This window comes from Nocardiopsis alkaliphila YIM 80379 (assembly GCF_000341005.1).
Classification (GTDB): domain Bacteria; phylum Actinomycetota; class Actinomycetes; order Streptosporangiales; family Streptosporangiaceae; genus Nocardiopsis; species Nocardiopsis alkaliphila.
This window is the reverse complement of record NZ_ANBD01000147.1, coordinates 1-14,172: the sequence shown is the minus strand read 5'-3', so window position 1 is coordinate 14,172 and position 14,172 is coordinate 1. Positions and strand designations below refer to the sequence as shown.

General features: G+C 67.3%; 12 protein-coding genes. 11 read left to right on the top strand and 1 reads right to left on the bottom strand.

All coding sequences use genetic code 11. The features are described from left to right. Positions 1 to 20: 20 nt before the first annotated feature. Positions 21 to 1,169: a hypothetical protein gene (locus D472_RS0120285; protein WP_017606286.1), complete on the bottom strand. Its 1,149-nt coding sequence runs from the start codon at positions 1,167 to 1,169 to the stop codon at positions 21 to 23. 362 nt (positions 1,170 to 1,531) lie between these two features. Here D472_RS0120285 and D472_RS26110 point away from each other — a divergent pair, with 362 nt between their 5' ends. From D472_RS26110 to D472_RS0120230, 11 genes are all read left to right on the top strand, one after another. After that, the gene (locus tag D472_RS26110) at positions 1,532 to 1,891 is read left to right on the top strand and encodes a hypothetical protein (RefSeq protein WP_017606285.1); all 360 of its coding nucleotides are present in this window, start codon (positions 1,532 to 1,534) and stop codon (positions 1,889 to 1,891) included. A 128-nt stretch (positions 1,892 to 2,019) separates the two neighbouring features. Beyond that, positions 2,020 to 4,137, top strand: coding sequence for a hypothetical protein (locus D472_RS0120275; protein ID WP_017606284.1), 2,118 nt, complete (start codon positions 2,020 to 2,022; stop codon positions 4,135 to 4,137). Positions 4,138 to 4,287: 150 nt separating this feature from the next. Then, the gene (locus tag D472_RS0120270) at positions 4,288 to 5,904 is read left to right on the top strand and encodes an alpha/beta hydrolase (protein ID WP_017606283.1); all 1,617 of its coding nucleotides are present in this window, start codon (positions 4,288 to 4,290) and stop codon (positions 5,902 to 5,904) included. A gap of 110 nt (positions 5,905 to 6,014) precedes the next feature. Further along, positions 6,015 to 7,559 (top strand): alpha/beta hydrolase, encoded by a 1,545-nt coding sequence (locus tag D472_RS0120265; RefSeq protein ID WP_033304336.1) that lies wholly within the window; start codon positions 6,015 to 6,017, stop codon positions 7,557 to 7,559. A 50-nt stretch (positions 7,560 to 7,609) separates the two neighbouring features. After that, positions 7,610 to 8,044 (top strand): hypothetical protein, encoded by a 435-nt coding sequence (locus tag D472_RS0120260; protein ID WP_017606281.1) that lies wholly within the window; start codon positions 7,610 to 7,612, stop codon positions 8,042 to 8,044. Positions 8,045 to 8,330: 286 nt separating this feature from the next. Further along, the gene (locus tag D472_RS28495) at positions 8,331 to 8,489 is read left to right on the top strand and encodes a hypothetical protein (RefSeq protein ID WP_161625122.1); all 159 of its coding nucleotides are present in this window, start codon (positions 8,331 to 8,333) and stop codon (positions 8,487 to 8,489) included. Between the two features lie 39 nt (positions 8,490 to 8,528). After that, the gene (locus D472_RS0120250) at positions 8,529 to 8,906 is read left to right on the top strand and encodes a hypothetical protein (RefSeq protein ID WP_017606279.1); all 378 of its coding nucleotides are present in this window, start codon (positions 8,529 to 8,531) and stop codon (positions 8,904 to 8,906) included. A gap of 632 nt (positions 8,907 to 9,538) precedes the next feature. After that, entirely contained in the window at positions 9,539 to 9,784 is a 246-nt protein-coding gene (locus tag D472_RS29425; protein WP_017606278.1) for a hypothetical protein, read from the top strand. Between the two features lie 6 nt (positions 9,785 to 9,790). Then, a complete protein-coding gene (locus tag D472_RS29420) occupies positions 9,791 to 10,228 on the top strand; it encodes a hypothetical protein (RefSeq protein WP_338036526.1) in 438 nt (145 codons plus the stop codon). Between the two features lie 129 nt (positions 10,229 to 10,357). Continuing rightward, the gene (locus D472_RS0120235; RefSeq protein ID WP_394295633.1) at positions 10,358 to 11,503 is read left to right on the top strand and encodes an IS30 family transposase; all 1,146 of its coding nucleotides are present in this window, start codon (positions 10,358 to 10,360) and stop codon (positions 11,501 to 11,503) included. A 35-nt stretch (positions 11,504 to 11,538) separates the two neighbouring features. Then, positions 11,539 to 14,058, top strand: coding sequence for a LamG-like jellyroll fold domain-containing protein (locus tag D472_RS0120230; RefSeq protein WP_017606275.1), 2,520 nt, complete (start codon positions 11,539 to 11,541; stop codon positions 14,056 to 14,058). The last annotated feature ends 114 nt before the right edge of the window (positions 14,059 to 14,172 follow it).

The following is a 14,172-nucleotide window of genomic DNA, read 5'->3' as shown; positions in this document are numbered from 1 at the left end:
GGGCGGGTGGGGTGGCCGGTTCAGTCTCCGGTGCTCTCGGCCAGAGCGTCGAGCAGGTCGGCCCTCAGGTCGGGGTCCTGCTGGGCCCCGCGCCACCGCTCGGGGACCGTGGGGCCCTCCACCAGCAACCGGCTCAGTAACAGGTCGAGGGTGCCGGTGGGGTCGGCGTCGAAGGCCGCCCGATAGGCCTGGGCCTGGGCGGCCATCTCTTGGGCCAGCCGGCTCAGCCACCGTCGTTCGTCGCGGTGCAGGACCTCGCGTCGGGGTCCGTCCCCTCCCTCCTTGCTCGGTTCCGTGTCGGGAACCGGGGCGTAGGGCGCGCTGCGGGCCCGCCCTCGGGCTCGCTGCACCAGATCGAAGTGGGCGGGCATGAGCGTGGCCATTCGGGACAGGACGTCGGTGAGACGGCGGGCCAGGTCCTCCCCGGTCAGTTCGGGAAGCAGGCCACGGAGCATCAGTCGGCGACGTTGGTCGGGGGTGCGGCCAGGGTCGGCGTCGCGGCCGGAGGCGAGTTCGGTCATCTTGCGCAGCAGGTAGTCGCCGGTGGCGGTGGAGACCATCGGGGGCTCCTTGACCACGCTCACGCCACGCCCGTACAGGTCGGCGACGGGCACGGCACCGCCGTCCTCGGTGAAGGAGACGGACTCCCCGGGGCCGATCTCCTCGGGCAGGTCGGCGGCGGGGTTGCCCCATCCGGCGGTGAGGACGAGCATGGCCAGGGCCTCCTGCTCGACCACGTCGGTGGCGACTCGGGCCACGTCGCGCCGCTGGGCCCAGCGGCGAGGGCGCTCGGAGAAGGCGCTGCGGGCCTTGCCGTTGGGCGCGGGGTTCGGGTACACCCGGCGCAGGTTCTTGTAGGAGCGGTCGCGGCGCACGTCGTCCAAGGCCTCACGAAGCCGGTGCGCGGCGGTGCGGTCCACCCCCTCGGGAGAGGGCAGGGCACGGGCCATGCGCACGGCGAGGAGCCCGTGCGGGTCGCCGCCGTGTTCGGGGCACGGGCAGTGCTCGACGCACAGGTCGATGTAGTCCCAGAACTGTTCGGTGTGACCGGCACAGCCCTGGGCGGTTCCGTCCGTGGAGCAGGGTCCGCATCCCAGCGCGCGACTGAACACGCGCAGGAAGGTGGCCGAACCGTACAGTTCCCAGACGGAGCAGCGGTGCTTGCTCACGAACTCTTCTCCCCGGATCCTCCGGGGCCGGGACGCTTCCCCAGCCCTTCCGGGGAAACGTGTGGGAGTCGTGAGTGTTGGTTTCGACACTCCTGAGTCAACGGGAGGTCGTACAACAAAATATGTTCCCTATAGCCGAACTGTCAATTCTCGACGTTCAACTCTAAAAACATTTCTCCAATCCTTTCATGGTGAATCGGTCATAAGAAACAGAAGTCTCACAAAGAGCATGGTGTCGTCCCTGGCAGGTGGTGCCGCGTGTGTCCGAGAGAGTGCGGTGAAGGGATCGGAACGGAGCACGAGGCACCGTTTGGTGCAGGGACGTAGGGCCTTGGGGCGTGAGAGGAACGGGAGGTCGCCGCATGAGGGTGGTCAATCTGACACCGCACGAGGTGCGGGTGGTGGATGAGGAGGCGAGGGTCATCCGTAGTTGGCCCAGTGCTCCCCGTCCGGCCAGAGTGGAGGCGGCTCGCGTGCCGCTGTCGGAACTGGACGGGATTCCCCTCATGGCGGAGAGACGGACCCGGGCCGCCAACCTTCCCGAACCCGAGGAAGGGGTGTGGTTCATCGTCTCGTCCGTGGTCGGTTCGGCCCACCCCGAGCGCGACGACCTGCTGGTCCCCTCCGATCTGGTGCGGGATGGCAAAGGGGTGGTCACCGCCTGCCGTTCCTTCGTCCTGACCTCCGGATTCGCGAGGCGGGTGGTGGGGCCCTCCCCTTGATCCCTTCCCGATCGCGATGGGTACCGTGAAATCTCTTCCCGATTGCACGGAAACGACCGAGAACGGCTTGTCCCTGTGATTCCACGGGAAAGGGAACCGTGGAAGGATCCAGCGCGAATGAAACCGGTATGGACGAAAGCGGTATGGACGCCGAGAGTGTGGCCGCCCCCGACACGGCCGTCGTCCTGGTGGGACAAAACCCCACCCCCGCGCTGTTGGCCGCGCTGACGATGCCCGTTGGACGGCTTCTCCTGGTCTGTAGCCAGGCCACGCTTGTGATGGCCCGTCGCGTCGCCGCCGCGGTGGACCGTCTTCGCTCCGACCGCTCCACACGTGTTCTCAGCATGGGACCCGACCCGCACGACCCCGAGGCGATCACCGCGCTCCTGGAACGGGTCCAACGTGCCTTGGCCGGGCGCCCCTGGTACCTGGACTACACCGGTGGAACCAAGATCATGAGCGTGGCCGCGGCCCTGTACCACGAACGCTCCCATCCTCCCCGCTCCCACCACCTGCGTCGTTACCTGGACCCGCACAGCGATCCGACCGGCGCGCAGGTGGTGGACCTACGGACCCTGGCCGAGGTCCATGGCGTCCACTGGATCCAACAGCGCGACCCCGCACCGGTGCGCCGCTTCCTCCAAGGAGGTGAACGTGCCCTGCGCGAGGCCTATCCGTGCCTGCCCGAGGGGGAACTCAACGGGATCGTGGCCGAAGGGTGCGTGCTGGCCCACCTGCGGCGATCGACCCGGGGCCGGCCCGACACCGAGGTCCTGGGTGCCCGCCGCGTGGCCGACCCCTACCGGCCGGGCGGTTCCATCGCCGACTTCGACGTCCTGCTACGCCACCGTCATCGGGTGCTTTGCGTGGAGGTCAAGAGCAGGGCCGAGGACGTGGTGGCTCGGGCCGGCTGGACCGTGGCCAAGTCCCGACGTGTCTTCGGCGGGGCCACCCAGGTCCTGTTCGTCTACACCGGCCCCGTCGTCGAGGACCTGCGCGAACGGATCACCGTCTACAACCCGGCATTGTCGGCCCGCACCGTGCACGTGTGGCACATGGACGCCCTGATGAAGCGGATCTCCTCCTTCGACGCACTACGGAGGGCCTTCTTTCCGTCCTTGGGAGCTCGAAGCCCCGCACCCGTACCGGACTCCCCTCGGCCCGTGCCCGGTCCGCCGGCCTTCCCACGGCACCACCCGAAACCTTCGGAGGGGCCCCTCCTGGTCACGCCGCTGGGCGGTAGCCGATTGGGCGCCCTGACCGCGCTGCACGCCCATCGACCCTCGCGTGCCCTGGTGTTGCCCTCCAAACAGAGTCTGCGCGCCAACGTACGCGAGGCCGCAGCCCGCACCCTGTACGCGGTCGAGCACCCAAAGCGTCCCACGCCCGACGCCGAGGCTCTGCGCACGTACCGGGACCGGGTGCGTCTGGCGGCCGATCCGGTGGACGGCTTCGATCCCGAGGCGGTCGCCACGGCCGTGCGAGAGTGGATCGCCCGCGAACACGACGGGCGGTGCCCGGTCGTCGTCGACTTCACCACCGGCACCAAGGCGATGAGTCTGGGGCTGGCCAAGGCCGCACTAGGGGCCGGAGGTTGCGCCACCTACCAACTGGCCCGTGAGCGGGCCGTGGTGTGCCTGCGACACGGTCGTTCGGCACTGCGCGGTCGGGCCGGTCCGGACTGGTCGTTGGTGCTGTCCGGCTACGAACCACTGGAGGGCGAACTGGCGCGCCTGGTCCACGGTCCCGCGCGCGAGCAGGTGGAGGTGGAGTTGTTGGACCTGGCGGCCCGCAGGCTCGCCGCGGCGGCCTCGGGGCCGTGCCGGGTGTGGTGGGACTCCTCGTTGCAGGACTCCTCGGCCTTCCTCACCGCGCAGGAACGCCCCACCCTGGTGCTGGCCTTCGATGACCGCGCGGTGGGGTTGGCCGCCCCGGCCTGGCGCAGGCGTCGCACACCACGGGGACCACGGCGCGAGGTGAGCCCGGGTGGATGGGCCCAAAGCGTGTTCGCGGCGACCACGCACCTGAGCGTGCGCTGTGACGTGGCCGGAACGTTGGTGGCCCTGACTCGCCCGGGGCGTGACGTGACACGGGCCGGGGAGCTGGTGGACTGGGTCGCCCAGGGGACGTCGGAAGGAGCGTCGGGCGAAAGGATCGGGTTCGGTGACCCGAACCGTCCGCTGGTGGTGGAGGTGGATCCGCGGGTGCCACCGGCGGTGTTGGACACCGACGTCGGCCTGCTCTGAGTCCGATCCGCTCCGGGGCTCACCGGCGTGAAGTGGTTTGTCGCATTTGTTACCTATCGGTAGGCAACCCTTGGCTCGTTCCAGCCGTCCAGGTGGTGGCGCCCCCCGAACCCCCCATCCCCCATCCCCTTTCTAGAACGGAGCCGCCGCGTGCGGTACGTACCCGCTCTGACCTCCACCTCCCTAGCGCTGTCCCTGCTCTTGGTGGCCGGCTGCGCGCCCGAGGAGGAACCCGTACGGGCCGATGCCTCGCTCGAGGACCAAGGCCCGAACCTGGAGCGTTTCGACAACCAACAGCTGTCCTGGAAGGCCTGTCACGACGAGAACGAAGTCGAGGAACTCCTCGAATGGGGCGCCCAGGAGAAGTGGCTGGAGAGCCTGGAATGCACCACCATGAACGTCCCCCTCGACTACACCGACCCCGAAGGTGAGCAGATGGGGCTGGCGTTGGTGCGCAGGGCCGCCGAAGGAGAGCCCGAGGAGCGCAAGGGTTCCCTGGTGATCAACCCGGGCGGGCCCGGGGGCAGTGGTCTGGAGATGCTCACCGGTGAGCTGTTCACCTCCGAGATCAGGGACGTCTTCGACCTGGTCTCCTTCGACCCGCGCGGCATCGGGGCCAGTGCCCCGATCTCCTGCGGGGAGGAGTTCGCGGACGAGGAGGACGACCCCTGGGAGGAGTACCTGAGCTGGGACGCCGATCCGACCGACATCACCGAGGACGACCTCGTCACGATGGACGAGATGGCACGGGAGGTGGTCGACCAGTGCGTCGAGGAAACGGGCGAGGAGTTCCTCGCACACATGGGCACCGTCAACGTCGCCCGTGACATGGACCTGATCCGGGAGAACCTGGACGAGGACGAGCTCCACTACGTGGGCTACTCCTACGGCACCCACCTGGGCGCCCTGTACGCCGAGCTCTACCCCGAGAACGTCGGCGGAATGGTCCTGGACGGCGCTGTGGACGGGGAGATCGATCTGCTGCGGATGGTCGTCGAGCAGACCGAGGGTTTCCAAGAGACCTGGGAGAGGTTCATCGAACAGTGCTCCGCCTGCCCCTTCGACGACTCCGAGAGCGCCACCGAGACGGTGACCGCCCTGGCCAAGGGTCTGGATGGCGACCCGATCGTCATCGACGATCCGGCCTGGCACGAGGAAGAGGTCACCATCGACGGTGGCGCCCTGATCGGAATCCTCATGCATTCCATGTACCAGGAGTGGGTGTGGCCCGACCTGGAGGAAGCCCTGGTCGCGCTGGGCCGGGGGGATCTGTACGAGGCCACTTACCAGCTCAGCGGTCTGTACTGGATGTTCTTCCTGTACATGGCCGAGGAGGAGGCCGAGGAGAACCAGGCCGCCGCTCGGGTCGCCGTGGAATGCGCCGACTCCGAGACCGGTGCCGACCTCGACGCCTACCGGGAGGCCGCCGAGGCCGCCTATGAGGCATCACCGCTCTTCGGCCCCGGCATGGTGTGGCCGCAGATGATGTGCTCGCACTGGGCCGATCCCGCCGAACGCCTCTCCGGGTTCTCCGCCTCCGAGGCCCCGCCGATCGTGGTGATCGGCACCGTGGGCGACCCGGCCACCCCCTACGAGTGGTCACGGCGTCTGGCCGACCAGTTGGACAGCGCCACCCTGGTCACCTACGAGGGTTCCGGGCACGGGGTGTACGGATTCGACGCCAACACGTGCGTGGACGAGGTGATCGACGCCTACCTGCTGGAGGGCGCCGTTCCGGACAGCGGCCACTCCTGCCTTCCGGAATAGTCGGGTAAAGCCACTGTTGACCGGTTGATCGGCATGTTCACCACACGTCCGACCTCGATCACCCAGAGTATGAGAACCCAGTGGTCCTACTACGGGGAGCGAGGTCGGGCGTGCGTGGGAAAGGACGAGCGCTGGGGGCGTTGCTGACGGCCCTGATCTGCGTCCCCGGGGTGGTCTCCGCCGACGTCGAGGGCGGCCCCCACCCCTTCCACGGACAGGAGATCGACTGGCGACCCTGCCTGAGTCCCCAAGAGCGCGCCGAAGCGGTGCCCACCGAGGGTGACCCGGACTGGCTCCGGCGCCTGGAGTGCGGCACCGTCACCGTCCCCCTCGACCACGGCGACCCCCAAGGTCGAACCCTGGACCTGGCGGTGATCCGCCACCCGGCCCAAGGCGTGCGCCAAGGCTCGCTGGTGATCGACTTCGGTGGCCCCGGAGTCTCCGGCACCGACACCTTCCTGAGCGGCCCCCTACCCTTGGGCAGGGGAGTGCGGGCAGGCTTCGACCTGGTCTCCTTCGACCCGCGCGGGGTCGGCGCGAGCGGCGGTTTCGTCTGCCCACTCTGGCGATACATGGAACGCCCCCTGGAGTGGGTACGCGACACCGACCCCCAAGACGTGGCCGGAGACCGGCTGGAGGCCCTGGAAAAGACCGCCCGCGCCTTGGCCCAGAGCTGCGTGGAGGAGGTAGGGGAGGACTTCCTCGCCAACATGGGCACCGTCAACGTCGTCCGTGACCTCGACATCCTGCGTGACGCCCTGGGTGATGAGCGGCTCGACTACCTGGGTTACTCCTACGGAACCTCGATCGGGGCCCTGTACGCCCAGATGTACCCCGAACGCACCGGTGCCCTCGTCCTGGACGGGGCGGTGCCGCTCGAGGACGACGTCGTCACCCGGGCGGTGGAACAGACCGGAGGACTCCAGACCTCCTGGGAGGCGTTCGTCGTCCACTGCCTGGACGGTGCCCCGGAGTGCCCGTTCACCGGCATCGAGGAGGCGACCGAGGAGGTGGAGAAGATCCTGGTCGACATCGACGCCGAGCCTTTGCGCGTGAACGAGGAGACCGTGGACCGACATGAGTTCCTCGACCTCCTGCGGGGCTCGCTCCACACCGAGCAACTGTGGCCCAACAACGTGCTCCTGCTCGCACGCCTGGCCGAGGGCGAGCGCGACGACTTCGTGCACGACTACCTGGCCGCTCTGAAGAGGACCAGGCCAGAGGAGGTCTTGGGTGCGGAGAGGTCCGCCCACCTCGCGGTGCGGTGCGCCGATCACATCGATCCCACCGACCCGAGCGCCTACCAGGAGGGAGCTCGACGAGCGTCCCAGGCGTCCCCGCTCTTCGGTGGCCACGAGGTGTGGCGGATGCTGCCCTGTGCCTTTTGGCCCGACACCGAGGTGATGCCCACCGGGATCACCGCGCCCACGGCCCCGCCGATCCTGGTCATCGGCACCCTGGGGGACCCGGCCACTCCGTACGCGTGGGCCCGCGAGCTCTCCGAGCAGCTCACTTCGGCCACCCTGCTCACCTATGAAGGGGGCGGTCACACCGCCTACGCCCAGGGTCGCCCGTGCGTGGACGAGGTGGTGGACGCCTACCTGCTCAGCGGCGTGCTGCCCGCCCCGGACGCCACCTGTCGGAGCCGGCTCTGACCGGGGTCTGCCAGACTCGACACCGCATCGTCGATTGGCGGGAGAAGGGCATGGACGTGAAGAAGGGACCGCCCTCGTGGCTGGGATGGGCCACGGCGGGTGCCGGGCTGGTTCTGGGTGTCGCACACCTGGTGGTCACTGGTGGTCCCGTTTTCGGGGGGGCGGAGCCGGCCACACCCGGTTCGCTGCTCTGGGTGTTCGTTCCGGTCCTGGTCGCGGTGGTGTTCGCCGCCGTGGCGCTGATGCTGATCAGCCCCCGGCACGCGAGGAAACGTTGGCCACTGTGGGCCTCGGGAACGGCCGCTGTCCTGACGGGGGTGCTCGCCCTGTTCGGACTCACCCCCTTGGCCTTCGGCGCGGAGTCGAGCAGCCTCTTCCAAGGACCGGGACCCTACGCCCTGCCGTGCGCGGTGTTGTTCGGCGCGCTCACCCTGAGCGCGGCGCGAAGCCGGAGGGCCCGGGCCGTCGACTCGATCCCCGCCTGACCGTATTGCGGGAAGTCCCCGAACAGAACGGCGATCCCCCGTGCGTCGTCCCAAAGTCACCTCCTGGTGGCTGATCCTTTTGTGCTGGGTGGTCTCCTGGCGATGGCCGCCGCCACACCCTCTCCTACCCGAGCCACGGCGCCGGCTTCTGCCCGGCATCGGTCCTGAGATGCCTGTTCCTTCCTTCGGGGCCACCGTCGTGACCTTTCTGTCCCGAGCTCAGAACCCGAAGGAGAGGGTGTTCCGAGTATCGACACCCACCGTCTTCCCGGCGACGATGCCGCCGATGTTCCCGTTCGTGACGCTGGTCCTGGTGGCCTTGGCATCGACCGTGTGGCACGACGCCCATTCCTTGCTCCCCACGGCGATGTTCTTCCTCGCCGCACTGAGCTTCCTCGGTTCCCTGACGTCGAGAGTCCTGGAGTTCGCACATGTTCGAGGGTGACCAGACCGGCCCTGACCACATTGACGTTCGGGAGGTTCCTTGCGCGCGCTCGCTCTACTGAACTGTGGACTCTTCCTATTTCTTCTGTCAGACTTCCAACTCTCTTATCAGCAAGATGGCCGTTCATTCACTTTGGCGCTCATCGTGACGATGTTGGTCATGCTGCTTGTTCACCTTTGCTTCTTGCCGGGAAGCGCGGGTATGCGTCGGCTCCCTCTCTGGGTGACTTTTCCCTACGCCCTCTTCGTCGTTGGGATTGGACTGATGATCCTGCTCGGCTATTCAGATGATGAACCGTACTGGTACACAGTGGCGATCTTCGCGATCGGGGGCGTATGCGCAGCGGTTGGAATGCTGCTCGCTGTCACTGAGCGGAGCTCGAAGCCGAAAGCAGGCTCTTCGATTCGCACCGGATGAATGAGCTGGACCCGAGAGATGCGTGCTCGCCGTCACCATCATCTCAGCGTTCTGCCGCCTGTGTTCCGTGAGGGGTTTGTTCCTGTACGCGTTGCCGCTGAGGGCAGGGGCGCGCGGGCCCTGCTGGCTCAGAGTGCCGCATCGAACATGCGAGCCAATCCGCGCGATGAGGTGGCCGGATGTGGCCAGGATAAAGTAGGCGCATGTCAGAAGTGGTTCTCGGTACCACTAATGGGTGGGTGGGTCATCGGATGATTGCGCTGGCTCGTGGAAGGTTGCTACTGTCCTTACCTGCTCGCGGGCCCGCCCCTCGAGGTCCCACATCCCCCACATATGAACGGCAGCCCATGCCTGGCCCCCTGACCCGCGCGACGGTGGTTTCGACCGCTGCCGCCCTGGCTCTTTCGTTGCTGTCCACCCCCCGTAGCTGCTGAACCCACAGCCCCCGACCCGGCCGATGCGGTGGATCAGCAGGAGTTCGATGCTCTGGCGTTGGCCGAGCAGACCGGGGAGCCGGTGGAGATTCCGGGGTTGACGGATGAGAAGACCCAACACTTGGCCAACCCGGACGGGTCGTTGACCGCTGAGGTCTCCGCGCTCCCGGTCAGGGTGCGCTCCCCACAGGGGTGGATGTGGACACCGACCTGGTCAAGGCCGAGGACGGGCTGGTCCGTCCCAAGGCGGCGGGTATGGACATCGCCTTCTCCGGTGGTGGGGACACCGCCATGGCCCACATCGGGCTGGGCGCCAACAGTGTTTCCCTGGGTTGGGTCGATGAGCTTCCCGAGCCCACACTCGACGGCGATCAGGCCACCTATACCGACGTGCTGCCGGACGTGGACCTGGTCCTGACCGCAGGCGTGGAGGGCTTCTCCTAGGTGTTGGTGGTGCATACCCCCGAGGCCGCGCAGGCCCCCGAGCTGGCCGAGTTGGAACTGCCGTTGTCTACCCAGGGTGTGCGGATGACGGTGGACGAGCACGGCAACCTGGACGCGACCGGTGACGAGGGCGGCCAGAGCGTGTTCTCCGCCCAGGCCCCGGCCATGTGGGATTCTTCGGGTGAGGAAGAACAGAGCGGAAGCGAAGACCCCACGGTGGCCGCGCCTTCGGGGGCTCGTGTGGAGTTGGTGGACACCTCGGTGGAGGTCGATCGACTCCGACTGGTCCCCGAGCAGGGCATGCTGGTTGACGAGGCCACCCAGTACCCCGTCTACATCGACCCCTCGGTGAACGCCAGCCGCCCCAACTGGGCCTACGTGGATCGGGCTTTCCCCAACCAGGCCTACTTCAATCCATCGTCCGCGGATCTGCTTGGGTTCTAGTGGTCGTTGCAACACCCCACTTGACGGGGTGCGATGGACGACTTCGAGATCCGTAAGAACCGGGACCCTCAGGGCCGTAAGAAGCTCCAGGCCGAGCGGGCGGCATATCTTGCCCTCATGGCCCAAGGAGTGAGTACCACCGAGGCGTGCCGGGTCGTCGGGGTGAACCGCAAGACGGGGCACCGCTGGCGGTTCGGCCACCCCACCCGGTCCCGGGACGGGCAGGAGCGATACCTTCCTCCTGCCCGCCCCGGCAACAGAGCCACCTCACCCGGCCGCTACCTGACCAGCGACGAGCGCACCCAGATCGCCGATCTGGACCGCGAAGGCATGGGTGTGCGGGCCATCGCCGTCAAGCTGGGTCGAGATCCTTCCACGATCAGCCGGGAACCGCGTCGCAACGCCACGGTGGACCCGCGTGGAAAAACCCACTACCGTCCCCACGCCGCCCAGGCCCGCGCCGAGGCCCGCAGACCCAGGCCCAAACCCTCCAGGATCGCCCTGGACCCTGAGCTGCGCACCCGGGTCCAGGACCTGCTCGACGAGCGGTGGAGCCCGGAGCAGATCAGCCGTAGGCTCAAAAGAGACTTCCCCGATCGGCCGGAGCTGCACGTGTGCCACGAGACGATCTACCAGGCCCTGTACGTTCAGGCCCGTGGCGGGTTGCGTCGTGAAGTGGCCGCCGCCCTGCGCTTGGGCCGGACCCGGCGCAAATCCCGCCACCAGGCCCAGCAGCGCCGCTCGCGCTTCGCCTATCCGATGGTGATGATCAGCGAACGTCCCGCGGAGGTCGCCGATCGGGCGGTGCCCGGCCACTGGGAAGGGGACTTGATCATCGGGGCGAACGGCGCTTCGGCCATCGGCACCCTGGTGGAGCGCTCGACCCGGTACACGATGCTGGTGCACCTGCCCCACGGTCGTAGCGCCGAACAGGTCGCGGACGCCCTGGCCGCCACGGTAGCGACCCTGCCCGCCCATCTGACGCGTTCGGTGACCTGGGACCAGGGCTCGGAGCTGGGCCGTCACCACGAGTTCACCACCGCCACGGACATCCCGGTCTACTTCTGCGACCCGGCCAGCCCTTGGCAGCGTGGCTCGAACGAGAACACTAACGGCCTGCTCAGGCAGTACTTTTCCAAGGGCACAGACCTGTCAGTGCACTCACGTGAGCACTTGGAAGCGGTCGCTGTCCAGCTCAACGGGCGCCCACGCAAGACGCTCGACTGGGATACCCCAGCCGAGCGCCTCGCTAAGCTGCTCGAAACGAGCAACTGAACTTCTGTGTTGCAACGACCCCTAGAATCCGCCCTGTGGGCGTGGGCCGCGTGGAGTGGGACCGGGTCTACACCCGTCGCGCGTTCTTCCAGTTCACGATGATGGCCCGCACCATGCACCCCAACACCATCATCAACTCCGCCACGTTGCGCACCGAGGTGGACTGGTCTTGGGACTGCAACAGCAACTCCCACATCCAATTGCAGCGGGTGAAGGCGTTCAACCGCAACACCACCTGGAACAACCAACCCGCCACCCAGGGCGGGGTGCTGGACACCCAGAACGTGCGGGGCGGGTGGGCCACCTGCCCCTCCTCCAGCGGGGTGGAGTTCAACGCCACCTCCGCCTACAAGTGGGGCGTTGACAACAACGCCTCGCACATCTACCTGCGCCTGAAGGAACGCAACGAATCCGGGACCGCTGCTTGGCGCCGCTTCGACGTCAAGAACAAGCCGCCGGTGCTGGTGGTGAACTACAACCACCCGCCGGAGAAGCCGGTGACCTCCACCATCTCCGACTCCCTGGGCGGGGTGTGCCAGACCGACCGCACCCAGCCCCGGTTGATCAACGACACCACTCTCACCTTCAACGCCCAGATCCGAGACCGGGACTCCTACTGGGTGGGCCAGCAGGTCAAGTCCCAGTTCGAATGGAAACTCACCGGCGTCGACGACCGACTGGGAACAGCCGACTCGGCCTATGTGACCGTGGGCAAGTGGTCGGGGGGTTCCTACCGGCCGGTGACCGCCCGCGATCTACCCGAGCGCGAGCTCATCGCCTACCGGGTGCGCGGCCACGACCGGTCCCACTGGGGGCCGTGGTCCTCGTGGTGTTTCATCGAGATCGACACCACCAAACCCGACACCGGCCCCGAGGTGACCTCCACCGACTACCCGGCCGGCGACACGATCCACGGCTCGGTGGGACGCTCGGGTGAGTTCACCTTCGCCAACAACGGCGTGGACCAAGCCACCTCCTACCACTACAGCGTCAACGACGCCTCCTGTTCCACTGAGATCGAACTGGACGAGTCGGGCGCGAGTGTAACGGTACCGATCACCCCGACCCGGGATGGGCCCAACCTCATTCACGCCCGGATCACCGACGGCTACGGTAACTCCTCCGAATGCGGCCTGGTCTACGCCTTCACCGTGGCCGCACCCGCGAACCCGGAGGTCCATCTGCCTTTGGACGAAGGCGAAGGCACCACGGTTACCGATGCCATGGACAACGACCGCGTTCTGACGGCCACTGGTGACATGGACTGGGTGCGTGGACGGGTGGGGCCCACCGAAGGTGGCACTCAGCGTCTTGAAGGCGCGGCCATCGACATCGACGGGGCCAACTCGCGCTTGGTCACCGAGGACCCGGTCGTGGACACCAGCCAGGCGTTCTCGGTATCGGCCTGGGTGCGCATGGACGACAAAGATCGCAACCGCAGTGCGGTGGCACAGACGGGGTTGGAGAACAGCGGTTTCTACCTGGGTTATCAACAAACCCTGGGTCATGATCGCTGGGTGCTGAAGATGGCGCCCTCGGACGAAACCGGAGCCAGCGGTTGGTCACGGGCCCTGTCCGACGAACCGGCACGGACCGGGGAGTGGACACACCTATTGGGCACTTTCGACCCGGCCACGGGAACGTCGGTGCTGTACGTCGACGGCGTGCGCCAACAGACCACCGGACACCTGGAAACCCCCTGGAAGGCCGAAGGCCCCCTGATGGTGGGCGGTGGTCTTTCCTCGGGTAACAACGCCGAGCATTGGCGTGGCGCCATCGACGATGTCCGGGTGTGGGACCGGGTCGTCTTCGATGAACCGTTCGTCGAGGACGATGAAGCCCGTTCGGAAGTGTGGGAGTTGGCCAACCGGCCCACCGCTCTCGAAGGCCGCTGGAAGCTGGACGAGACCGAAGGGACGGTCGCGGCGGATTCTTCTGACCATGGACTGGACGCCACCCTGCACGCCGACCCCTTGACCGCGTGGAACCAGGCCATCAACGAAGTGACCTTCGCCCCCGGCGTGAGTCTGGACGTCGCCGAACAGGAACACCTGAGCACCGAGGCACCGGCGGTCCGTACCGACCGCAGCTACAGCGTGGCCGCGTGGGTTCGGCTGGACGAAGTCGGCCACAACTCCACCGCGGTGGCTCAGAACGGTGATGACCATAGCGCGTTCTACCTCAGTTACCAGCACACCTATGACCACGACAACTGGGTCATGAAACTGCCGCCCGAAGACCGCACCGGCGCGAGCGGGTGGCACCGAGCCCTGTCCGACCACAGCCCCGAGTTCGGTCGTTGGACTCATGTGGCCGCCACCTATGACCACACCCTGGGCCAGGCGACCCTTTACGTCGATGGTGTGGATCAGGGAACCATCGAGATCCCCGAAGCGTGGCACGCCTCGGGCCCGGTGATGATCGGCGGGGCTCGATTCGAAGAAGAATTCTCCGACCCTTGGGCTGGAGACATCAGCGACGTGCATCTTTACCAGGGCGTGCTGACCGCAGCCGATATCGCCCGTGTCTACGAGGGAGAACTACCTCTCCCATAGTCCCCTCGACACCCCTTCTCCTCATCTCGCTCTTCTAGCTGCCCGGCAGGTGCGACCTGCCGGGCGGGAGGACTCCCCCTGTGTCTGACATCCCCCGCACCCCTCGGTCCGGCC